This window comes from Nocardia aegles (genome assembly GCF_052545135.1).
In genome coordinates, this window is record NZ_JBQWRI010000006.1 from 216,051 (window position 1) to 237,321 (window position 21,271).

Below are 21,271 nucleotides of genomic sequence, written 5' to 3' on the forward strand. Positions count from 1 at the left end.
GAGAGATCGGCGAGATGGATTCGCGGTTTCCGAACCGGGCAGCCGGGCCGATGACGGTGGCCGCGCGCAGGCGCCTGCTAACCGGGGTATGGGTCGGTTGTCCTCGCGGCTCGCAAAGTGCGTGCCCACCAGGCCAATTGACGCAGCATGCGGTCCGCCGCGTCGATGGCGGCGCCGTCGCGGGTGTCGCCCGCCTCGTCGAACCGTTTCTTGGCCTGATGAAAGCTGACCGTCTCGCGGACCGACACCATATGGATCTCGGCGACCACCTGGCGCAACTGCTCCACCGCACGCAAGCCGCCGGAAAGGCCGCCGTAGGAGACGAACGCGATGGGTTTCGCGCGCCACTCGTGCTTCGCGGTGTCGAACGCCGTTTTCAGCGACGCCGGATAACCGTGGTTGTACTCCGAGGTGACGACGACGAACGCGTCGGCGTCCCGCAGCCGCGCGCGATAGGCCGCGGTCTCCTCGTTTTCGGTGAGCTCGACCGGCAACGACGTGTGCGCGAGATCGATGACACCGGTATCGAATTCGGGACGATCGCGCACGGTACGCAAGAACCAGTCCGCGACCACCGGCGCGAACCGCTCCGGACGCACACTGGCCACGATGACCTCGAGCCGCAACGGGGTATCCACCGCGCGAGCATAGTGGATGCGGTCGGACGTAGTCCGTCCTCAGTCCCGCGCATGGCCGGAGCGAAGGCGGAGGTACGCCGAATGGATGCGGTCGGACGTAGTCCGTCCTCAGCCCCGCGCATGGCCGGAGCGAAGGCGGAGGTACGCCTGCGGGACCTACCCGCCACCGCGTACCGGCGCGTTCCGGCGATCCGGGTGATCAGTCGGTGACCGCGAACTCGGCCAGGCCCTGCGCGGGCGCTACCGAAGCGGTGAAATCCAGCACCCGCCTCGCCTTTTCCGGGTCCGCGACGAAATGCCGGACGTCACCGATACGGTATCGGCCGGTCACCACCGGCGCGGGGCCGCCGCGGGCGCGCGACATGATCGCGGCCACCTCCCACACCGTGACCGGCCGGCCCGACCCGATGTTCAGCGCGACGAAGCCGGGCAGCGCACGATCGACCGCCGTGACGGTGGCCGCGACCGCGTCGCGCACGTGCACGAAATCCCGGATCTGCCCGCCGTCTTCGAACACCTGCGGCGCTCGGCCCTGTGCCAGCTCGGCGCGAAACCGCCCCACCAGTCCGGCTCGTGCTCCGGCGCCGTACACGTTGGGCATCCGCAGGGCGGTGACCGCGCCGCCGGTCGCCAATCCCCAGGCCAGCGCGTAATTCTCTTGCGCGACTTTGCTCGCCGCATAGGGACCGCGCGGACGCAGCGGCGCGTCCTCGCCGACCGGCTCCCAGGTCAAGATCTCGCCGGTGCGCGGAGCGCGATGGTCGAACATCCCCCGGTCGAGGTCGGCCCTGCGACGCAGGTTGGGAAAGAACGGGCCGCTCTGCGCGCCGCGATAACGACCTTCGCCGTAGACCGCGACGGACGAGGCGAGCACCAAGCGGCCGACCCGCGCCCGCTCCATGGCCCCGAGCAGCACGGCGGTCCCGAGGTCGTTGTGCGAGGCGAAGTCGGCGGCGTGCGCGCCCGCGGTGACACCCGCGAAGTGGCAGACCACATCCACCCCGTCCAGGAGGGGCGCGAGCGCTTCGGCGTCGCGCACATCCGTCCGATCGACCCCTTCCGGTGGTCGCGCGTCCGGCCCGTGGCCGAGCAGCACATCCACCCCGGTCACGTGGTGTCCCGCGGCGAGCAGCGCGCTGCGCAGATGTCCGCCGAGGAATCCGGCCGCCCCGGTAACCAGCACCCGCATCGGACTCAGGGCAGCTCGAACGGCAGCGATACTTCCGCGTGGACCCGGCACTTGTCGCAGGTCTCGGTGCTGTCTACCGCGGCCACCGCGCGGCGGATGAGCTCCTTGAACGGCACGAGGTTCCGCTTGAACTCGGCGAAGACGTCGACGGCGCGCACGCCCTCGCCCTCTTCCAGACCGGCGTCCAGATCGGTGACGAGCGCGACGGCGGCGTAGCACATCTCGAGTTCGCGGGCGAGCACCGCCTCCGGGTGGCCGGTCATGTTCACCAGCTCCCAGCCCTGCGCGGCGAACCACCGGCTCTCGGCGCGGGTGGAGAAACGCGGTCCCTCGACCACGACCATCGTGGCCGCGTGCATCATGTGCAGGTCGTCGGATTCGGCCTTGATGGCGGCGGCGCGCAGTTCCTCGCAGTACGGGTCGGCGAAGGACACGTGGATGCCGCCGCCGTCGAAGTAGGTCTGCGGGCGGCCGGAGGTCCGGTCGACCAGCTGATCCGGCACCGCGACCGTGCCCGGACCCCAGTCCGCCCGCAGACTGCCGACCGCACAGGGCGCGAAGATCCGGCGCACACCCAGCGAGCGCAGGGCCCACAGGTTGGCCCGGTAGGGCAGCGTGTGCGGGGCGAACTCATGGCTCTTGCCGTGACGCGGCAGGAACGCCACCGGCCGCCCCTCCACCTCTCCGACGGCGATGCCCGCGCTCGGCGCGCCGTAGGGGGTGTCGACCTCGACGATGGTCGCCTCGTTGTCGAAGAAATCGTAGAAGCCGCTGCCGCCGATGACGGCGAGCGCGGGACGGGGGTGCGAACTCATACCCCAATTGTCGCGTCCCACGGCCGCCGTCGCGCGCCCGGATCCGCGTTACCCTGCTTCCGTCGCGGTTCACGGCTGGACATGGACCGTTCCGACCATCGGGAGCCTGCCGCGCCGGATGCTCCCGACCTGACAAGACGCCCCCTGAACTGTACCCTAGGGGGGTATTGATCCGGTTCCGGCGACCGGCAGGCAGCGAGGAGACATCGGTGGCAGCTTCCCCCCACGACCACACGGCGGCCGACCACGCCGCGCACGGCTACATCACCGCCAAGGACGACTACCTCAAGCGGCTGCGGCGTATCGAGGGCCAAGCGCGCGGTCTGCAGCGGATGGTCGAGGAGGAGAAGTACTGCATCGACATCCTCACCCAGGTCGCCGCTATGACCAAAGCCCTGCAAGCGGTCGCGATGGGCCTGCTGGAGGACCACATCAGCCACTGCGTCGTGGACGCGGCCGTCGCGGGCGGCCCGGAGGCCGAAGCCAAGATCAAGGAAGCCACCGACGCCATCGCCCGCTTGGTCCGGTCCTGACGGAGCTATCCGGGCCGGCGGCGATCGACCGCCGCAGCGCCCGGGTGCAACCCGTCCTCAGCGCGGGCCGGGCCGGAGAAGACACCGGCAGTCAGGATCGCGCGGTGAGCAGCGGAGCCAGGGTGCGCAGCGCCGGGAGGTAGTTGTCGCCGAGGATCTGCACCGCGACGTGGTCGGCGCCCGCGGCGGCGTGTTGCGACAGCTGGGCGGCGATCCGCTCCGGCGTGCCGTGCGCGATGACGGCATCGAACAGCGCCTCGCTCGGCGGCCCGGTGAGGTCGGCGTCGGTGAAACCGAATCGGCGCAGGTTCGACGCGTAGTTGGTCAGGCCGACATAGAACCCGACAGTTTGGTCGGCGACGGCGTGTGCCGCGCGGGCGTCGTCGGTCAGCACCACCTTGTGCTCGGTCGCCAGCAGCGCGTCCGGGCCGACGATCGCACGCGCCTTCGCGGTGTGCGCCGCGGGCACGAAATAGGGCAGCGCGCCCAGCGACCGCTCGGCGGCCAGCTTCAGCACGCGCGGGCCGAGCGCGGCCAACGCGCGACGTTCGGCGGGCACGCCCGCGGCGTCGAGCTCATCGAGATACTCGACCAGAGCGTCGTACGGCTTGCGGTACTCACCGGTGCGCTCCGGATGACCAGCACCGATACCGAGCAGGAACCGGCCCGGGAAGCGGGCCTCGATCCGATGGAACGAGTCGGCCGTCTCCTTCGCGGGCGCCGCCCAGATGTTCACGATGCTGGTGGCGACGGTGATCGTTTCGGTCGCCTCCAGCAGCGGCTCGACCGCCGTCAGGTCCGCCGGGGGCGAAGCCCCCAACCAGAGCGCGCCGTATCCGAGCCGCTCCAATTCCCGTGCGTCTTCCTGGCTGAACCCGTTGTACGCCCGCCACACTCCGAACCGCCCGAGACTGTCGAATGCCATGTCCCGACCCAACGCTCACCCCGAGGCGGCTATTCCGGCTTCGGCGTCACCTGCTTGCCGGACCGATGCCCTTCCGATTACCGAGGGCTAGTGTGGCTATTGCACAGCTATCGGCGCCCGCCGCCGTGGTGGGTGTCACCACTAGGAAATGGAGGTGATTGCTGTGCTTCGATTCGATCCATTCCATGACATCGACACCGTCGCCCGTCAACTGCTCGGTGAGAGAGCCGGGACCGGTCGCGCACCACGATTCATGCCGATGGATCTGTTCAAGGCGGGAGATCACTACGTCCTGAACGCGGATCTGCCCGGCGTCGACCCCGGCTCGATCGATGTCAGCGTCGACAACGGCACGCTCACCCTACGAGCGCAACGCACTGTGCCGAGCGAAGAAGGCGTCCAATGGATCGCCTCGGAACGCTTCGCGGGCACCTTCATGCGCCAGATGTCCCTCGGCGACAACGTCGACGTCGAGAACATCAGCGCGACCTACAACAACGGCGTGCTGTCGGTGACGATTCCCATCGCGGAACGCGCGAAGCCACGCCGCATCGAGATCACCGGGGCGTCCCAGGAACCGAGGACCATCGAAGCGCAGTCGAGCCGGTCCGAAACGATGTCGCCGACGCAGCAGGAACAGTCTCGGCAGTCTCAGCAGCAATACCCGCAGTCATCGAAGTGACCGCATCCGCTACCCGCACCCGCGCTCCGGGTGCGGGTAGTTCTCACCCACCGCAGCAACCCCCACCCGGCACCGGAACCGACCGCATCTCACGCGTCTGCGCGTTGCGTGCCGCGAGTTCCTCGTCAGCCGGATAGTCGACGCCGATCAGGCTCAGCCCGTGCGCGGGAGCGACGGTGACCGAACTGGAGCGCTCGGTCTCCCGCAACAGATCGGCGACCCAATCCGGCGTGCGCCGCCCTTCGCCGACGGCGAGCACCGCACCGACCAGGCTGCGGACCATCGACCAGCAGAACGCGTCGGCGCTGACGTAGGCGATCAGCAGGTCACCGTCGCGCACCCAGTCGAAGCGCTGCAATTCCCGCACCGTCGTCGCACCCTCTCTGCGGCGGCAAAAGGCGGCGAAGTTGTGCAGGCCCAGCAACTTTCGCGACGCGGCCCGCATGGCGTCGACATCGACGCCGGATCGGCAGGCGACCACGCTGCGGGCGAGTAGCGGCTCCGCCCCGTACGGCGCGGTGGTCAAGCGATAGGCGTAATGGCGGCGGACGGCGGAGAACCGGGCGTCGAACTCGGGCGCGGCGGGGCGCGCGTGCTTGATCCGCACGTCCTTCGGCAGGAAGCGCGCCATCCGATGCACGAGTTTTTCCGCGTCCAGTTCGCCGACCGTGTCGAAATGCGCGACCTGCCCCTCGGCGTGCACGCCCGCGTCCGTACGACCCGCCACGGTCAGCTGGATCGGCTCGCGGAACACCGTGCTCAGCGCGTCCTCCAGCACCCCCTGCACGGTGCGCAAGCCGGGCTGACGCGCCCAGCCGATGAAGTCCGTGCCGTCGTAAGCGATGTCCAACCGGACCCGTGCGCGTGGCGCTTCGGTCCCCGGCGCGTCCTCGCCCGGCCGATCCGGCATCGATCCCACCGATTCCTCCACGGTCACATGATCCTCTGATCGAAACGAACGAGCCCGCCGACCCAGGGTGGGTGGCGGGCTCGTTCGCGAACTCCGACGCTCAGCGTCAGGCGTCCTTCTTGTCCTCGGCGGCCTCGGCGGCAGCCGGAGCCTCGGCGTCGGTGGTCTCGGCGACAGCCTCGTCGGCCTGAACCTCGGCGGCCTCGTCGGCCTGAACCTCGACGACCTCGGCGGCCGGAGCCTCCTCCGCCTTCTTCGACGCGGCCACGCGACGAGCGCGATCGGCCTCGTTGGTCACGGTCTTCTCCCGGACCAGCTCGATGATCGCCATCGGCGCGTTGTCACCCTTGCGCGGCAGCGTCTTGATGATGCGGGTGTAGCCACCCTCGCGCCCCTCGAACGACGGGCCGATCTGAGCGAAGAGCTCGTGCACGACATCCTTGTTGCGGATCACCTTCAGCACCTCGCGACGGTCGGCCAGGGTGCCGGCCTTCGCCTTGGTGATCAGCTTCTCCGCGTAGGGACGCACGGCCTTGGCCTTGGCCTCGGTGGTGGTGATCCGGCCGTGCTCGAAGAGCGCCGTGGCCAGATTGGCGAAGATCGCCTTCTGGTGCGACGCCGACCCGCCGAAGCGGGCACCCTTCTTGGGCTTGGGCATTGTGGTGTTCTCCTGTGTCTTTTTGCGGCGCTCCCGGCGCCCTGCGTGGTTACGCTCTGCTACCGCCTCCGGGCGCGTCGCTCACGCCGCGGGTAGGAGGCCCCCTCCCCCACAAAGTCCTCCAGGTGGCACGGCCACCTGAGGAGTCTTTCCGGGGGTGTGCGGGGGCGCAGGCCCCCGCAGGTCCTAGAGCTGTTCGGTCTCGGCGTAGTCCTGCTCGCCGCCGTCGGTGTCGCTGAACGTGCCGCTGTCGCTCCACGTGCCGGTGCTCGCGTCGTAGCCGACCACACTGGACGGATCGAACGACGCGGGGCTGTCCTTCAGCGAGAGGCCCAGCGCGTGCAGCTTGACCTTGACCTCGTCGATGGACTTCTGGCCGAAGTTGCGAATATCCAGCAGATCCGACTCGGTGCGGGCGACCAGCTCGCCCACGGTGTGCACACCCTCGCGCTTGAGGCAGTTGTAGGACCGGACGGTGAGGTCCAGGTCCTCGATCGGCAGGCCGAACGAGGCGATGTGGTCCGCCTCGGCCGGCGAGGGGCCGATCTCGATGCCCTCGGCTTCGACGTTCAGCTCACGGGCCAGGCCGAAGAGCTCGACCAGGGTCTTGCCCGCCGAAGCGAGCGCGTCCCGCGCGCTGATGGAGTTCTTGGTCTCCACGTCCAGGATGAGCCGGTCGAAGTCGGTGCGCTGCTCGACGCGGGTCGCCTCGACCTTGTAGGTCACCTTCAGCACCGGCGAGTAGATCGAATCCACCGGAATCCGGCCGATTTCCGCGCCGGAGGCCTTGTTCTGCACGGCGGGGACGTAGCCGCGACCGCGCTCGACGACGAGCTCGATCTCCAGCTTGCCCTTGTCGTTCAGGGTCGCGATGTGCATGTCGGGGTTGTGCACCACGACGCCGCTGGGCGGGACGATGTCACCGGCGGTGACGGTGCCCGGGCCCTGCTTGCGCACGTACATCGTGACCGGCTCGTCCTCCTCGGAGGACACGACCAGGCCCTTGAGGTTCAGGATGATGTCGGTGACATCCTCCTTCACGCCCGGAACGGTGGTGAACTCGTGCAGGACGCCGTCGATGCGGATGCTCGTGACCGCCGCCCCCGGAATCGAGGACAGCAGGGTACGCCGCAGCGAGTTGCCGAGGGTGTAACCGAAGCCCGGCTCGAGCGGTTCGATGGTGAACTTCGAGCGGTTCTCGGCGACGACCTCTTCGGTCAGCGTCGGACGCTGTGAAATCAGCATGTGGATCATCCTCCTTTTGGGCGCCCGCTATTTGACGCCTCGTCTCAGGGGTTGTGCCTGACCGCCCATCGGGAGCGGCCGGGCACCAGCAGCACGCGCGCTCGCCGTCCGAGGTATGCCAGGACGGCTCGCCGAGTGCCTACTTCGAGTAGTACTCGACGATCAGCTGTTCCTGCAGCGGCACATCGATCTGGGCGCGCTCGGGCAACTGGTGGACCAGGATCCGCAGCCGGCCGGGGAGCACCTGCAGCCAGCCCGGAACCGGACGGTCGCCGAGGGTCTCACGCGCGACCTGGAACGGCAGCGTGCCCAGCGACTTCTCCTTGACATCGATGATGTCGTACTGGGTGACCTGGAAGCTGGGAACGTCGACCTTCTTGTTGTTCACCAGGAAGTGGCCGTGCGAGACCAGCTGGCGAGCCTGCCTGCGGGTACGGGCCAGACCGGCGCGGTACACCACGTTGTCCAGGCGGGTCTCGAGCAGACGCAGCAGGTTGTCACCGGTCTTGCCCTTGAGGCGGTTGGCCTCCTCGTAGTACCGGCGGAACTGCTTCTCCATGACGCCGTAGGAGAAGCGGGCCTTCTGCTTCTCCTGCAGCTGGAGCAGGTACTCGCTCTCCTTGATCCGCGCGCGGCCGTGCTGGCCGGGCGGGTAGGGGCGACGCTCGAACGCCTGGTCGCCGCCGACGAGGTCGACGCGCAGACGACGCGACTTGCGGGTGATGGGGCCTGTGTAACGAGCCATTGTTCGCTATTCCTTTCCCGCTAGACGCGACGCCGCTTGGGCGGACGGCAGCCGTTGTGCGGCTGCGGGGTGACATCGGAGATCGTGCCCACCTCGAGGCCTGCGGCCTGCAGCGAGCGGATCGCGGTTTCGCGGCCCGAACCGGGGCCCTTCACGAACACGTCGACCTTCTTGACACCGTGTTCCTGCGCCTTGCGGGCGGCGTTCTCGGCGGCGAGCTGCGCGGCGAACGGGGTCGACTTGCGCGAACCCTTGAAGCCGACGTGACCCGACGACGCCCAGGAGATGACGTTGCCGTTGGGGTCGGTGATCGACACGATCGTGTTGTTGAACGTGCTCTTGATGTGCGCGTTACCGTGCGGGACGTTCTTCTTGTCCCTGCGGCGCGACTTCTGGGTCTTCTTCGGGCCCGCGGCCCGACTCTTCGGAGGCATCGGTTATCCCTACTTCTTCTTGCCGGCGACGGTGCGCTTCGGGCCCTTGCGGGTGCGCGCGTTGGTCTTGGTGCGCTGGCCACGCACGGGCAGGCCACGACGGTGGCGCAGACCCTGGTAGCAGCCGATCTCGATCTTGCGGCGAATATCGGCCTGCACCTCGCGGCGCAGGTCACCCTCGACCTTGAACTCCGAAGCCTCGATGTAGTCACGCAGCTTCGTCAGATCGTCGTCGCTGAGATCCTTCGAACGCAGGTCCGGGCTGACGCCGGTGGCCTCGAGGATCTCCTTGGAGCGGGTACGGCCAATGCCGAAAATGTAGGTCAGTGCGATCTCCATGCGCTTCTCGCGCGGGAGATCGACGCCCATGAGACGTGCCATCTGGCAGTTTCCTTAATCGTCGCGGAGGTCTGCTCCCTGTCCGTCCCCTCGTCTTGGTGGGGCACCGGCCTCCGAACCGGTGGTAGGCGCGCACGCCCAGGGCGAACCCTGATTTCCGCAGCGTGCGGCTGGTGCTGGGAGTTCTTCTTGCCAATCCGAACTGCGGTTCGGTGCTTGGCTGGTGTCGCGTCGAGCGGCGCCGTCGGCGAGCCTCGGGCGCGTGGGCGAGGTCGCCCTCGCCTCCGCTCAGCCCTGGCGCTGCTTGTGGCGCAGGTTGTCGCAGATCACCATGACCCGGCCGTGACGGCGGATCACCTTGCACTTCTCGCAGATCTTCTTGACGCTCGGCTGAACCTTCACGTCCGTCCAATCTGTTGTGGTTCACATCAGGTGTGAACACAGTTTTTCCCCAGTCGGCGACTGGGGAAGCTCTGGTATGAGTCTTTCGACTCGGCCCCGGCTCACGCCGGGACTGCCGGCCCGCACTCGACCTCGATCGCGACGGGCACGATCACTTGTAGCGGTAAACGATCCGGCCGCGCGACAGGTCGTAGGGCGAGAGCTCGACGACCACACGGTCCTCGGGGAGGATGCGAATGTAGTGCTGCCGCATCTTCCCGCTGATGTGCGCGAGAACCTTGTGTCCGTTCTCCAGCTCGATCCGGAACATCGCATTGGGCAGCGGCTCGACAACTCGACCCTCGACCTCGATGGCCCCGTCTTTCTTCGCCATGTCCTCCGCGATCCTGGTTACACTCAACCTGGTTTGTTTGCCTGGTTCTGCTCGAATGGATCGGTCGCCGGAGCGGACCGCTCGCACACAAACAGGCGGCGCATAGGTGCACCGCCGCTCCAGCTTACCGATCCGTTCCGGATCGGGCAAAAATTCCTCCCGGTATACCCGTGTCGCCAGGCGTTTCGCCGCTGCCTTCCCACCCGTGGTGGGCCGCGGACGCTGCGCCGCGACGGCACCGGCTGGTCGCGTAAACTGGCCGCTGTCCAGGTATCCGGGTCGAGATCGAGGGGGACGCGTGAGCCGGCGCAGCGTGCGAGTCACCGGCGGAGGCGCTCTCGTCGCGGCCGAAGCGAGCGGCAGGGAGGCGAGGCCGTGAGTAAGCGTAGCGAGCGAGTCACCGGCGCAGCGGCCCTGGCCACGGCCGAGCCGAGCGGGCAGCGAGGGAAGTCGTGACCGAGCGCGGCGAGCGAGTGAACGACATGCCGAGCGGCAGCGAGGCACTGTTGTGAGCCGCAGCAATGACGGCCTGCCCATGCTGCCGCCGTGGCTGTCGGAGAGCGAGGTCAGCCAGAGCGGCTACGAAGCGCCGGTACAGAACCTTCCGCACGACGACCTCATCGAGGAAACCCCCAGCCGCAGACGCGGCCGTTTGCGCGGCCGCGCGCCCGAGGCGGAACGCCCCGAAGGCCCGCGGCCGGAGAAGCGCCGTAAGGGCTGGCGCCGCGACAAGCACGAGGAGCACGCCGAGGAGGAACAGGGCCTGGGCGAGGCGAGCCGCGCGCCCGCGGCGGCTCCGGAGCAGCCCGCACCGGCTCGGCCGCCGCACGAGTCCTGGCCGCCGCACGACTCCCGGCAACAGCCACGGGACTCTTGGCAGCAGCAAGAGACCTGGCAGCAGCCCGGCTACGACCGCGATTCACCGGTGCAGGACAACTCGTGGCAAGCGCCGCCGGAGCGCACCGACGTTCCACCGCACAGCCTGCCCACGCGCAATCCGTCGCAGCCCTCACCCGGGTTCCAGCCGCTGGGTAGCAGGCCCGCGCACCCGTCGGCTCCGAGCGAACAGCAGGCGCACCGGCAGGCAGACCCGCCGGATCTCCCGCCACCGCCGCCCCGGCAGTCGGCCGACGAGCAGCCCGCTCCGACACAGAACGACGAGCACGCCCGGCCGTCGCACGCCCAGAGCGCACCCGGCCAGACCGTCGGCGGCCCACCTCCGCTCGGACCGCAGCACGGCGGATGGCCGTCCACCGGCAACCCTCGGCTCGACGCCGCCCTGTCGGCCGTGGCCCCGAGCCTGTGGCCGAACTCGGCTCCGCCCGGCCGATCGACCCCGTCGGTGGGCCCGAGCCCGACCGGACACGAGGCGGCACAATCGGGCGGCGAGTCTCGCCAGACCGCACCCGCCGGTCCGAGCCAGACCTGGCCGGCCGCGGCGCCGACCGGCGGCGACACCGGGATGCCATCGACCGGGGAAAGCCCGGTCGAACCGCACGGCGAGAACACCGTTGCCGAGGCGAGCCGGAGCGTGGCGGCGGCGCAGGCCCCGACGATGTCGGCCGGTCCGGAACTCGGGCATGACACCTCCGGCGCAGGGGCCACCGCGCCGTCGAGTGAGGCCGGCCAGATGCCGCCCACGGCCGGGCCTGCGGCGCAAGCCGTCGCACCCGGCCCCCCGGCGGTGACTCCTGACGGTCCGCCGCCCTGGCTCGGCGCACCTCGGCCCGAGCAGGCCGACGCCTCCGCGACCGACGCGCCGCGCCGACTCCCACCGCTGCCCGACCCGCCCGCACCGCGGGAGCGGCCGCGCACCGGCGGGTCGGGCTCGGCCGCAACGGCTGCGGTGCGCGATGGGCACCGCCCCCCGCCGCCCGACGCGGACGGCCCGCCGCCCGGGCTCGGGCACGGCACACCGGAGCGATCCGGTCGGCCGGACCGCCCCGGGCTCCCGCCGGCGCCGAACGAGACCGCCGCCTCGCCCGACCCGGCGAGGGTCGACGACTCGGCACCGGAGATCCGCGTGCCCGCCGATCCACGACCGCCGTCGCACCCTCGGCCCGCGGACCACGGCATCACCGAGCCGGCCGCGGCCTCCACCACCGGTCCGCACGCGGGGCAAGGCGGGGTCGCCGCGCCACCCGCGCCTTTCAGTGCCGCCATGACCGGAGCTCCACCGACCTCCGGGCCGCAGACCCACCCGCAGCCGGTCGAGGCCGCGGTCGAGGCGCCCGGCGCACAACCGGATCCGGGCGTGCCGACACCGAACGGGGCCGGCGCGACCGAAGCCGACCACGCCGCGGCACGATCTGTCGGCGGCGGACGCCACCGGCTGTCCGCGGAGCCGAACGAACCATCGTCCTCCCAGCCGCCGGTCGAACGAGCGCCCGACGTCGACCAGCAGCCGGTTCCCCAGCCCCGGCCGGATTCGGCCTATGACGCGGGCGGGGCGCAGCAGCCTCCCCATGGCGGCAGCGGCGCGTTCACGGCCCCCGCAACACAGTTCGCGAGCGGGCAGGCGCCGGGTACCGCGCCACCGGACCCCGCTGACCAGTGGCGCAATGCCGCCGCGCCCGAATCCGGGCCGGTCGCACCGTATTCCGTGCCGGCGCACCCAGCCGCCGCACACCACACCCCGCAGTGGGGCACGCCACCGGGCTACCCGCAGCCGCCCGCACCGCAGCCGCCCGCACCGCAGCCGGGCGCCCCGTTCCAGCGGCCTTCACTGGACGACGTGCCGCTGCGCCGGGCCAAGAAGTCGCCGGGCACCGGGTGGCGCAAGGCGGTGCACCACGTGTCCGGTGGTGCGATCAACCCCGGTATGTCCGCCGAGGAACGCAGGCTGCAGGAACTTGTCGCACGGATCAGGCAACCCGTCCGCGGCGACTACCGGATCGCGGTGCTGTCGCTCAAGGGTGGTGTCGGAAAGACCACCACCACAATGGGTCTCGGCTCCACGTTCGCCTCCATCCGCGGCGACCGGGTGATCGCCGTGGACGCCAATCCCGACTTCGGCACGCTGTCGCAGCGGGTGCCGCTGCAGACCAGGTCTACCGTGCGCGACCTGCTCCTCGATTCGGCCATCCAGCGCTATTCGGATGTGCGCAGGCACACCTCGCAGGCGACGAGCCGCCTGGAAGTGCTGGCCAGCGAACGTGATCCGGCCGCGTCGGAGGCGTTCAGCGAAGAGGAGTACCGCGCGGTCGCCCGGATCCTGCAGCGGTTCTACAACATCATCCTCACCGACTGCGGTACCGGACTCATGCATTCGGCCATGACCGGTGTGCTCGACCTGGCGCACTCGCTGGTACTGATCTCCTCCCCGGCGATCGACGGAGCTCGCAGTGCCGCAGCGACATTGGACTGGCTGTCGCTGCACGGTCACGACCATTTGGTGCGCAATGCGGTGGTGGTGATCAACTCCCCGCGGGCCGGATCGCCGAACGTCGGTATCCAGCAGCTACGCGAGTACTTCCTGTCCCGATGCCGCGCCGTGCACATCATCCCGTTCGACCCGCACATGTCCGAGGGCGCCGAAATCGATTTGCACCGGCTGCACAAGCAAACCAAACGGGCCTACGTCGAGCTGGCCGCGACCGTCGCCGACGACTTCGCCACCGATCACCGGCGTTACCGTCCGTGACGCCCGCCGGGCCGTGTCCCGGCGGGTAGCGGCGAACGGATCAGCCGCTCACCACTCGGGCAGGCGCCGCCTGCCCGCCATGACGTCGCGCACCAGATCGTCGTAGGCGTCCGCGAGTTCGGCGAGATGATGCCACGCGTTGTGCAGCAAGTCGTCGTGCGCGTTCAGCGTCATCAACGCGTGGTGCGCGCGCACCGACGACTCGGCGAGGCGATCGATCACCGCGCCCACCGTTTCGGTGTGCAGAGTGGCGCCGAGCCGATGCTGCGGCACACTTCGCATCACCCAGTCGTCGATGGCCATCACCAATTCGGCTCTGCGGCGCTCGATTTCGCGGGCCACCGCCAGGGAGGTGTCCACCGAACCACCGCGGCCGATCAGGCGGCGCTCGTGTAGCACTGCCAGATCACGAGCGAACCACAAGAGCGGACCACCGACGACGCGGTGCCCGCGACACGCCCGAACCAATAGGTCGGACGTGGGAAGCAATCCCGGTGCCGAAGAGCGCACCGAAGGGTCGACACACCTCGGTGTGCCAGGGAGGGCCATTACGACCGTTGAATCCGAACCTGCCACGTTGCCTCGCCGTCATCGCCGCACAACACCCGGATCAGGACTTCATTACAATAAACCGCTGAAAGCGCCTGTCAAGCGTTACTCGGCCGTAGGGAGTCACGAAGAGTACACTTCGTTACCTGCATGACCAACCGAGGAGCAAGATGGCGGACGGTCCGAGGTATCACCGGATCGCAGACCTCCTCCGCGAGGAGATCCGCGCAGCCAAGTGGAAACCGGGCGATCGACTGCCCAGTCACTCGGAACTTGCCGATCGAATGCAGGTCTCGATAACCACCGCGCGCAACGCGATCCAGGTGCTCGTCGCCGAAAATCTCGTCTATACAGCTACTTCCCGCGGAACGATCGTCCGAAACCAAGAAGTCCTGGAATCCGTGGTCACCGATTCCATCCGCCCTGACCGGCCGCAGACCCCGCACGACATCTTCGAGGAGATCGCGCGGGCCGCGCACCGGGAGCCGTCGAAGGAGTTCACCGCGAAGATGGAGCCCGCCAGCCCCGAAGTCGCGTCTTGGCTGGGTGTATCGCCGAAGTCATGGGTGCTGGCCAGGACGGTGGTCCAGTATCTCGACCATGAACCGTGGTCGTGGGAGGTCAGTTTCTATCCCCGTGACCTGGCCGAGTCCGCGGGAATCGACTCACCGCACGACATCCCGGAGGGCACCACCCGCCGTCTCGCGGACCGGGGTCATGCCGAGACCGCGCACCGCGACACGCTCGTCGCGCGGCCGGCCAACGCGGAGGAAGCCGTGGTGCTCGGTGTCGCCACGGGCACCATCCTGCTCGACCATGTGCGCATCGGCGCCACGCACGAACGCGTCACCCGGGCCACCCGGCATCGTTCGCTGGCTACCGGCAACCGGATCGCCTACGAGCTCGGCGACGCCGAAGGCACCGCAGTCATCCGGACCACGCTTGCCGTCGCGCACGGGTCCGGCCGGGCCTGAGCCCCGCGCGCATGGCCGAAGCGAAGGGCGGAGGTACGCCCATGACGATCGCGCTGCGCCAGGCGACGTTGGGCGACCTCGGTATGATCTGCCGCCTGCGCGTGCAGCGCACGGCGTGGCTCACCGCGCGCGGCTCCGACCAGTGGACGGTCGCCGGCCGCGGCCTGCCGATCGAGATCTTCGCCCGCGCCGTCGGCCGTTCGCTGGACGCGGGCGAGACGTGGATCGCCGAGGTCGCGGGCGAGCCGGCGGGGACCATCACGGTCAACGACCGCGCCGACGCGGGTCTATGGTCACCGTGGGAACTCGACGACGCGGCGATCGTCCATTTCATGATCGTGGATCTGCGGTTCGCGGGCCTGCGCGTGGGCCACCACCTGCTCGCGCACGCCGGAATGCTCGCCCGGGAGCGGGGCCGCGCATGGGTCCGGCTCGACGCGTGGACCACCAATACCGACCTGCACGCCTACTACCGTTCGGCGGGATTCCGTTTGGTGCGCATCGCGGGACCGCTCGCGCTCGGACCTTCACGCGCGCTGTTCGAACGGAGAGCCGATGCCTGGGACGCCGCAGTTTCCGTGCCGGTACCCGCTGTCGGGCGGGTGGGCGCGGCGGCGCTCTTGCGCCCACCGCCGCCGAACAACTGATTCGAACCACAGCGGGACCCGGTGTCGGCTGTGGCCGCGTGACGGCGAACCGATCAGATCGGCGGCAGGTGCGCGATGTGCACCATCTCGATACCTCTGCTGCGCGAGACGAGCGTTCCGCGTCCGGGCGGCAGCTTGCTCGGCCGCACATCGCCGATCAGCTTGCCCTCGTCACGCGAACCGCTCATGATCAACGTCTCCACGGACAGGTTCTTCAGCGTACCCAGGATCGGGTCGTACAGCGCTCGGGACACACCGCCGCTGCGGCGGGTGACTACGAAGTGCATGCCGATGTCGCGCGCTTGCGGGAGGAATTCCAGCAGCGGAGCGAACGGATTCATACCGGTGCCCGCGGCCACCATGTCGTAGTCGTCGACCACGATGTAGATCTCGGGGCCGCTCCACCAACTGCGTTCGCGCAGTTGCTGCGGCGTGATGTCCGAGCCGGGAATCCGTTTGGCCAGATACCCGGCCACCTCCTGGATCATCGGACCACAGGTCTGCGACGAAGTGGAGTAGCCGGCCAGATGGTCGCCCTCGACCACGCCGAGCATGGTGCGCCGGTAGTCCACCATGATGATCCGAGCCTGCTCGGTGGTCGACTGTTCCACCACGCCCATCACGATGTTGCGCAACAGGGTGGTCTTGCCGCATTCCACGTCCGCGAATGCCATGAAATGCGGTTCGACGCCGAAATCCAGGACCAGCGGCTGCAATTCGGACTCGCCGCGACCGACCACGACGCGGGTGGGGTCGAGCTCGATGCCCTCCGCCTGCGCCGCGGCCATCAGCTCGTCCCTGCCGAACCGCAGCGGCAGCATGCGCACCTCCGGCGCGCGGCGGTCCGGGTACTGCTGTTCGAGTCCCGCCCGCGCTTGCGCGACACCGTCGGCCAGGCTGCCCGGATCGGAGTCGGAGTCCAAGCGCGGCAGGGCGATCAACATGTGCAGCTGGTCCGCGGTCAGGCCGCGACCCGGGCGTCCGACCGGAACCTGATGCGCGGTGCGCCTGCCCATCTCCGAGTCGGAGGGATCGCCGAGCCGCAGCTCGATCCGGGTGCCGATCTGGTCCTTGACCACCGGACGGATCTCCGCCCAGCGCGCGGCGCCGATCATCAGGTGGATGCCGAACGACAGCCCCTGCGCCGCGATGGCGTTGATCTGCGGCTCCAGCATGTCGAACTCTTCCCGGATCGCCGCCCAGCCGTCGATCACCAGGAACACGTCGCCGAACTTGTCGTCGGCCAGCGGATCGGCGGGCGCGGCCGTGCCATCCGAGACACGGCGTCCCTCGCCGAACTTGCGGCGCCGGAACTCGGCCATCGATTCGATACCCAGTGCGGCGAACCGCTCCTCCCGCTGACGCATCAGCGTGGTCAGCTCGGCGACGGTGCGGCGCACCCGGTCGCTGTCGAGGCGACCGGCCACCGAACCCACGTGCGGAATACCGGACAAGCCCGCCATGCTGCCACCACCGAAGTCGAGGCAGTAGAACTGCGCCTGCTCGGGGGTGTGCGTGGCCGCGGTCGCGATAATGATGGTGCGCAGGGTCGTCGACTTGCCCGACTGCGGGCCGCCGACCACCGCGATATTGCCCTGGGCGCCGGCCAAATTGACGGTGAGCACATCGCGGCGCTGCTCGTAGGGCTTGTCGATGACGCCGATCGGCATCCACAGCCGGCCGTGCCGGTTGACCGGCGAACGCCAGTCCGGCTCCGGCAGCAGCATGTCCACCGTCGGGGATTCGTCCAGCGGCGGCAACCACACCTCGTGTGCCGGGCGGCCGTGGCCGGTGAGCCGCTTGACCACCACGTCGAGCAACGTGTCCGGGATGCCCTCGTCGGCGCCGGGCACGGCCCCGACGGCCGAGGGTGGTGGCGGCAGCTCCAGCAGCGGGTTCGACGGCGCGACCGGCTCCGCTTCGGTCTCCGTATCGATCGGCTCGGGAATCTCCACCGGCACGGCCGTGAACACCGCGGGCCGCCTGCCCGCCACCGGGCTGCCGTCCTCGCCGGTCACTGCGCCTTGCGGCGCGACGTACGGACCGGACACGTAACTGGCGTTGAACCGCAACGGGTCCGACGCGTCGCTCTTCAGATAGCCCGAGCCGGGCACGCTCGGCAGATGGTAGGCGTCGGTGATGCCGAGCACGGCCCGTGATTCGTTCGCCGAGAACGTGCGCAGGCCGATGCGGTAGGACAGATGCGATTCCAGGCCGCGCAGCTTGTTCTCCTCCAAGCGCTGCGACGCCAGCAGCAGATGCACGTGCAACGACCGCCCGAGGCGGCCGATCATCACGAACAGCTCCGCGAAATCGGGCTTCTGCGAGAGCAATTCGGAGAACTCGTCGACCACGATGAACAGCGCGGGCAGCGGATCGAGCGGCACACCCGCGGCGCGCGCCTTCTCGTAGTCGGTGACGTTGGCGTAGTTGCCCGCCGAACGCAGCAGCTCCTGGCGGCGGTTCATCTCACCGGCGAGCGCGTCCTTCATGCGATCGACCAGCGACAGTTCCTCTTCCAGGTTGGTGATCACCGCGGCGACGTGCGGCAGCGAGTCCAGGCCGAGGAAGGTCGCGCCGCCCTTGAAGTCGACGAGCACCAGGTTCAACGCGTCCGGCGAATGCGTGGTGACCAGCGAGAGCACCAGTGTGCGCAGGAATTCGGACTTTCCGGAGCCGGTGGCGCCGATACACAGGCCGTGCGGGCCCATGCCGTTCTCGGCCGACTCCTTGATGTCGATCTCGACCGGAGTGCCGTCGGGGGTGATGCCGATCGGCACCCGCAGCCGTTCCCGGCCAGTGCGCGGACGCCACACCCGCGCCGGATCGATCTGCGCGGCGTCCGGGATCTTCAGTAGCGCCATCAGTCCCGGATCGGCCGTGGTTCCCTCGCCGAGACTGACGATCTGCGCCGCCGTCGCGAGCCGGTATCTGGCCAGTGCGCGGGCGAAGGACTCGGACTCGGCGGTGCTCACCTCGTCGGCAGTGGCGAACTTCTCCACGCCCGCCGCACTGCGCGCGGCCACCTCGCCGTCGCCGACGACCAGTTGCAATCCCCGCCGCGCCGCGAGCCCGCCCTCCGGCGCGGTGAGGTCGAGCACCGTCACCGAATCCAGGCCCGATTCGCTGACCAGCCGTTCGCTGCCGCTGACGTAGCCGTCGTCGATGACGACCACCAGATGCAGTCGCCCCTGAGTCGGCTGGGGGTTGCGCATGAACCGGCCGCGCTCGAGCAGTTCGGCCGCCAGCGCCGTTTCCAGCTCACCGAGCGAGTGGTACATCATCCGCGCCGAGCCCATCCCGTCGCGCTGGGTCGGATGTTGCAGCTGCGGCAGCCATTTCGCCCAGGACCAAGCCGGACCGTCCGGGTCGGAGCAGACGATCGCCATCGCGAGGTGGTCGGGACCGTGGAAGGCGGCCAGCTCCATCAGCATCGCCCGCACCAGCATGCGCGCGTCCTCGGCCGGGCCGCTGATATTGATCGCGGGGAACGCGCGCAACGACACGGCGGTCGGCAGGCGGTGCACCACCGAATGGGTGCGCACGAATCGGCGCAGGGCCACGGTGGACACCGGTTCCAGATCCTCCAGCGGACCCGTCTCCGGGCGCGCCAGCTTGGTGGCCAGCCGGTGGCTGCCGACCCCGACGCGCACGTGCCCGAAGTCCGGGTCGTTGGGCCTGCGCTCCCACATCCGCCTCGTCCCGATCAGGGACGGCAGATCGGCGGGCTCCGGATGACTCCACCGCAACGTCTCCAGCTGCTTGCCGCCGGTGCGGCGCACGTCCTTGCGGACCTGGTCCAGATAGCGGAAGTAGTCCTTGCGTTCCTCGTTGAGTTCCACCGCGCGTTTGGGCCCGCCGCCACGAATGCCCGCCATCATGCCGACCATCGACATGATCATCATCATCGGGAACATCATCATGAACGGATTGGCCAGCAGGTTGCGGCCCATCATCGCCATCATGGCGATCATGCCGACCACCGCGACCACCATGACGATCGGCATCAGCTTCATCATCAGCGGCGCGGGCAGGGCGCGCGCGATCTCCGGCGGAGCCGTCAGCGCCACCTCACCACCGGGTGCCCGGGGCGGCGCGATGCGGGGGCGGCGCACAAAGCCTTCGGTAGCCATGATTCCTTCGTTCGGTCGGCGACGAGCGGTCGATCTGCGCCCGCGCTACGGATCGAATTCCGCGTTCAGGTCCTGCCTGGTCCGCCGGAACGGAAACGCCACGGCCACACCGATGGCGAGGCCGGCCAGGCAGACGAGGGAGCCGATCACGGCGATCCGGCGCGGCCGCGGGTCCGGCCCGGGTGGGATAACCGGGGCGGCGACGACTCGCCCGGCGTCGGCGCCCGCGCTGACGGGCTTCTCCGGCAGTTGCGCGGTCAGCGCGGCGAGCGGATCGATCAGCCCGTGGCCGATCCGGTCGTCGCGGCCGGTGCCGGGCCCGTGCGCGGTGCGGATGATGCGGTCCATCACCTGCTGCGCGGTGAGTTCCGGAAAACGCGCCCGCACCAGCGCGGCCAGCCCGGCCACATAGGGCGCCGCGAAGCTGGTGCCCTCCACGGCCCTGATCCCGTCGGTGGTCTGGACGCCGTCGACCAGTCCGGTCGCGCCCGGCTTGCTGTCCAGCGACACGATATTGCGGCCGATCGCCGCGACGCCCACCCAGGGGCCGTGCAGCGACAGCTCCGACACCTGGCCCGTCGAGTCCACCGAGCCCACCGAGAGCACATAGGGCGTGAACCAGGCCGGGCTCGCGACCGTGACCACCGAACTCCAGCCGGAGCCCTCGTTCTGTTTCGAGCACGCGCCGTCGGGTTGCAGGTTGCCCGCGGCGGCGACCACGACGACATTGCGGTCGTAGGCGTATTTCACCGCCGCGCCGAGCGACGCGTCGGCGGTATCCGATCCCGCCGCGGTGCACGCGACTTCGGAGATGTTGATGACGGTGGCGCCGAGATCGACCGCGCGAACGACGGCCGCGGCCAGCGTGAGCACGCTGCCGTAGCCGTCGCTGCTGATCTTGCCCGGCGGGTCGCCCCGGCCGCCGCGGTCCTTCGGCTCATAGGCCAGGCTCAGCTGCCGGATGGTGAGCAGGTCCGCATCGGGCGCGACACCTGCGAAGGCGTCGCCGGGACTGGGCTGTGCCGCGATGATCCCGGCGACCAGGGTGCCGTGACCATCACAGTCGACCGTGCCGTCGCTGTCGGAGACGAAGTCACCGCCCGGCTGCAAGGACCGCAGCCGGGGGTGCGGATTCACGCCGGTATCGATGACGGCCACCTTTTGCCCGGCGCCGCGGCTGAACTGCCACGCCGACGGCAGATCCAGTACCCGCTGTGCCATCGGCGGCTCGCTGGGCGGCGCGCCGGTGAGCAGGGGTTCGGCGCAGACGGCGCGCTGTTCGGTCGGTTCCAGCGGTGCCGGCCGGACGCTCAAACCCTGTGCGGCGCCGAGCGCGCCGGGATCGATTCCCGGTGGGGTGATCGCCTGGGCGCTCGGCCACGGCATGCCGAATCCGGCGCCGACGACCGTTGCCGCGCAGGCCATCCGCATGACGCT

The 21,271-nt window shown here is 69.5% G+C and carries 19 protein-coding genes and 1 pseudogene; 5 read left to right on the forward strand and 15 right to left on the reverse strand.

The genetic code is table 11. The annotated features are described in order from the left end of the window. Positions 1–77 precede the first annotated feature (77 nt). From ACT89H_RS18910 to ACT89H_RS18920, 3 genes are all read right to left on the reverse strand, one after another. Positions 78–638: an NADPH-dependent FMN reductase gene (locus ACT89H_RS18910; protein WP_445109942.1), complete on the reverse strand. Its 561-nt coding sequence runs from the start codon at positions 636–638 to the stop codon at positions 78–80. Positions 639–837: 199 nt separating this feature from the next. Then, the gene (locus tag ACT89H_RS18915) at positions 838–1,827 is read right to left on the reverse strand and encodes an NAD-dependent epimerase/dehydratase family protein (RefSeq protein WP_445109943.1); all 990 of its coding nucleotides are present in this window, start codon (positions 1,825–1,827) and stop codon (positions 838–840) included. A gap of 5 nt (positions 1,828–1,832) precedes the next feature. Then, positions 1,833–2,642 (reverse strand): S-methyl-5'-thioadenosine phosphorylase, encoded by an 810-nt coding sequence (locus ACT89H_RS18920; protein ID WP_445109944.1) that lies wholly within the window; start codon positions 2,640–2,642, stop codon positions 1,833–1,835. Between the two features lie 209 nt (positions 2,643–2,851). On the opposite strand from ACT89H_RS18920, the gene ACT89H_RS18925 reads away from it, so the two are divergent. Next, on the forward strand, positions 2,852–3,175 hold the full coding sequence (locus tag ACT89H_RS18925; protein WP_445109945.1) for a metal-sensitive transcriptional regulator: 324 nt from the start codon (positions 2,852–2,854) through the stop codon (positions 3,173–3,175). A 91-nt stretch (positions 3,176–3,266) separates the two neighbouring features. Here ACT89H_RS18925 and ACT89H_RS18930 read toward each other — a convergent pair whose 3' ends face one another. Then, entirely contained in the window at positions 3,267–4,100 is an 834-nt protein-coding gene (locus ACT89H_RS18930) for an LLM class F420-dependent oxidoreductase (protein WP_445109946.1), read from the reverse strand. A gap of 163 nt (positions 4,101–4,263) precedes the next feature. Here ACT89H_RS18930 and ACT89H_RS18935 point away from each other — a divergent pair. Beyond that, positions 4,264–4,704 (forward strand): annotated as a pseudogene (locus ACT89H_RS18935) (Hsp20/alpha crystallin family protein); the annotation flags it as partial. Positions 4,705–4,825: 121 nt separating this feature from the next. Here ACT89H_RS18935 and truA read toward each other — a convergent pair. The 8 genes from truA to infA form a co-directional block, all read right to left on the reverse strand. After that, the gene (gene truA / locus ACT89H_RS18940) at positions 4,826–5,692 is read right to left on the reverse strand and encodes a tRNA pseudouridine(38-40) synthase TruA (RefSeq protein ID WP_445110065.1); all 867 of its coding nucleotides are present in this window, start codon (positions 5,690–5,692) and stop codon (positions 4,826–4,828) included. A gap of 106 nt (positions 5,693–5,798) precedes the next feature. Next, on the reverse strand, positions 5,799–6,350 hold the full coding sequence (gene rplQ / locus ACT89H_RS18945) for a 50S ribosomal protein L17 (RefSeq protein WP_445109947.1): 552 nt from the start codon (positions 6,348–6,350) through the stop codon (positions 5,799–5,801). 186 nt (positions 6,351–6,536) lie between these two features. Beyond that, entirely contained in the window at positions 6,537–7,595 is a 1,059-nt protein-coding gene (locus ACT89H_RS18950) for a DNA-directed RNA polymerase subunit alpha (RefSeq protein WP_039796155.1), read from the reverse strand. A 139-nt stretch (positions 7,596–7,734) separates the two neighbouring features. Beyond that, positions 7,735–8,340, reverse strand: a complete 606-nt coding sequence (rpsD, locus tag ACT89H_RS18955; protein WP_356964759.1) for a 30S ribosomal protein S4 — start codon at positions 8,338–8,340, stop codon at positions 7,735–7,737. 20 nt (positions 8,341–8,360) lie between these two features. Next, complete coding sequence (gene rpsK / locus ACT89H_RS18960) at positions 8,361–8,774, reverse strand: 30S ribosomal protein S11 (RefSeq protein WP_039795647.1); 414 nt, start codon at positions 8,772–8,774, stop codon at positions 8,361–8,363. Positions 8,775–8,783: 9 nt separating this feature from the next. Further along, on the reverse strand, positions 8,784–9,155 hold the full coding sequence (gene rpsM, locus ACT89H_RS18965) for a 30S ribosomal protein S13 (RefSeq protein WP_039795645.1): 372 nt from the start codon (positions 9,153–9,155) through the stop codon (positions 8,784–8,786). A gap of 246 nt (positions 9,156–9,401) precedes the next feature. Further along, on the reverse strand, positions 9,402–9,515 hold the full coding sequence (rpmJ, locus tag ACT89H_RS18970) for a 50S ribosomal protein L36 (RefSeq protein ID WP_011207363.1): 114 nt from the start codon (positions 9,513–9,515) through the stop codon (positions 9,402–9,404). A 151-nt stretch (positions 9,516–9,666) separates the two neighbouring features. After that, a complete protein-coding gene (gene infA / locus ACT89H_RS18975; protein ID WP_003418601.1) occupies positions 9,667–9,888 on the reverse strand; it encodes a translation initiation factor IF-1 in 222 nt (73 codons plus the stop codon). Positions 9,889–10,396: 508 nt separating this feature from the next. On the opposite strand from infA, the gene ACT89H_RS18980 reads away from it, so the two are divergent. Continuing rightward, entirely contained in the window at positions 10,397–13,531 is a 3,135-nt protein-coding gene (locus tag ACT89H_RS18980) for a nucleotide-binding protein (protein ID WP_445109948.1), read from the forward strand. Positions 13,532–13,579: 48 nt separating this feature from the next. Here ACT89H_RS18980 and ACT89H_RS18985 read toward each other — a convergent pair whose 3' ends face one another. Next, positions 13,580–13,891, reverse strand: a complete 312-nt coding sequence (locus ACT89H_RS18985; RefSeq protein ID WP_445109949.1) for a DUF4254 domain-containing protein — start codon at positions 13,889–13,891, stop codon at positions 13,580–13,582. 359 nt (positions 13,892–14,250) lie between these two features. On the opposite strand from ACT89H_RS18985, the gene ACT89H_RS18990 reads away from it, so the two are divergent. Together ACT89H_RS18990 and ACT89H_RS18995 are read left to right on the forward strand one after the other, a co-directional pair. Beyond that, positions 14,251–15,054, forward strand: coding sequence for a GntR family transcriptional regulator (locus ACT89H_RS18990; RefSeq protein WP_445109950.1), 804 nt, complete (start codon positions 14,251–14,253; stop codon positions 15,052–15,054). 41 nt (positions 15,055–15,095) lie between these two features. Continuing rightward, positions 15,096–15,701, forward strand: coding sequence for a GNAT family N-acetyltransferase (locus ACT89H_RS18995; RefSeq protein ID WP_445109951.1), 606 nt, complete (start codon positions 15,096–15,098; stop codon positions 15,699–15,701). A gap of 53 nt (positions 15,702–15,754) precedes the next feature. On the opposite strand, the gene eccCa is transcribed toward ACT89H_RS18995, so the two are convergent. Continuing rightward, a complete protein-coding gene (gene eccCa / locus ACT89H_RS19000; RefSeq protein WP_445109952.1) occupies positions 15,755–19,834 on the reverse strand; it encodes a type VII secretion protein EccCa in 4,080 nt (1,359 codons plus the stop codon). A 45-nt stretch (positions 19,835–19,879) separates the two neighbouring features. Continuing rightward, positions 19,880–21,259: a type VII secretion-associated serine protease mycosin gene (mycP, locus tag ACT89H_RS19005; protein ID WP_445109953.1), complete on the reverse strand. Its 1,380-nt coding sequence runs from the start codon at positions 21,257–21,259 to the stop codon at positions 19,880–19,882. Positions 21,260–21,271 lie beyond the last annotated feature (12 nt).

Bases quoted from the DNA above. Each gene is read 5' to 3' on its own strand.
- rplQ (WP_445109947.1), bottom strand. From the start codon at position 6,350: ATGCCCAAGCCCAAGAAGGGTGCCCGCTTCGGCGGGTCGGCGTCGCAC.
- rpsK (WP_039795647.1), bottom strand. From the start codon at position 8,774: ATGCCTCCGAAGAGTCGGGCCGCGGGCCCGAAGAAGACCCAGAAGTCG.
- ACT89H_RS18990 (WP_445109950.1), top strand. From the start codon at position 14,251: ATGGCGGACGGTCCGAGGTATCACCGGATCGCAGACCTCCTCCGCGAG.
- ACT89H_RS18930 (WP_445109946.1), bottom strand. From the start codon at position 4,100: ATGGCATTCGACAGTCTCGGGCGGTTCGGAGTGTGGCGGGCGTACAAC.
- rpsM (WP_039795645.1), bottom strand. From the start codon at position 9,155: ATGGCACGTCTCATGGGCGTCGATCTCCCGCGCGAGAAGCGCATGGAG.
- ACT89H_RS18995 (WP_445109951.1), top strand. From the start codon at position 15,096: ATGACGATCGCGCTGCGCCAGGCGACGTTGGGCGACCTCGGTATGATC.
- truA (WP_445110065.1), bottom strand. From the start codon at position 5,692: ATGCCGGATCGGCCGGGCGAGGACGCGCCGGGGACCGAAGCGCCACGC.
- ACT89H_RS18920 (WP_445109944.1), bottom strand. From the start codon at position 2,642: ATGAGTTCGCACCCCCGTCCCGCGCTCGCCGTCATCGGCGGCAGCGGC.
- eccCa (WP_445109952.1), bottom strand. From the start codon at position 19,834: ATGGCTACCGAAGGCTTTGTGCGCCGCCCCCGCATCGCGCCGCCCCGG.
- mycP (WP_445109953.1), bottom strand. From the start codon at position 21,259: ATGGCCTGCGCGGCAACGGTCGTCGGCGCCGGATTCGGCATGCCGTGG.
- infA (WP_003418601.1), bottom strand. From the start codon at position 9,888: ATGGCGAAGAAAGACGGGGCCATCGAGGTCGAGGGTCGAGTTGTCGAG.
- ACT89H_RS18950 (WP_039796155.1), bottom strand. From the start codon at position 7,595: ATGCTGATTTCACAGCGTCCGACGCTGACCGAAGAGGTCGTCGCCGAG.
- rpsD (WP_356964759.1), bottom strand. From the start codon at position 8,340: ATGGCTCGTTACACAGGCCCCATCACCCGCAAGTCGCGTCGTCTGCGC.
- ACT89H_RS18915 (WP_445109943.1), bottom strand. From the start codon at position 1,827: ATGCGGGTGCTGGTTACCGGGGCGGCCGGATTCCTCGGCGGACATCTG.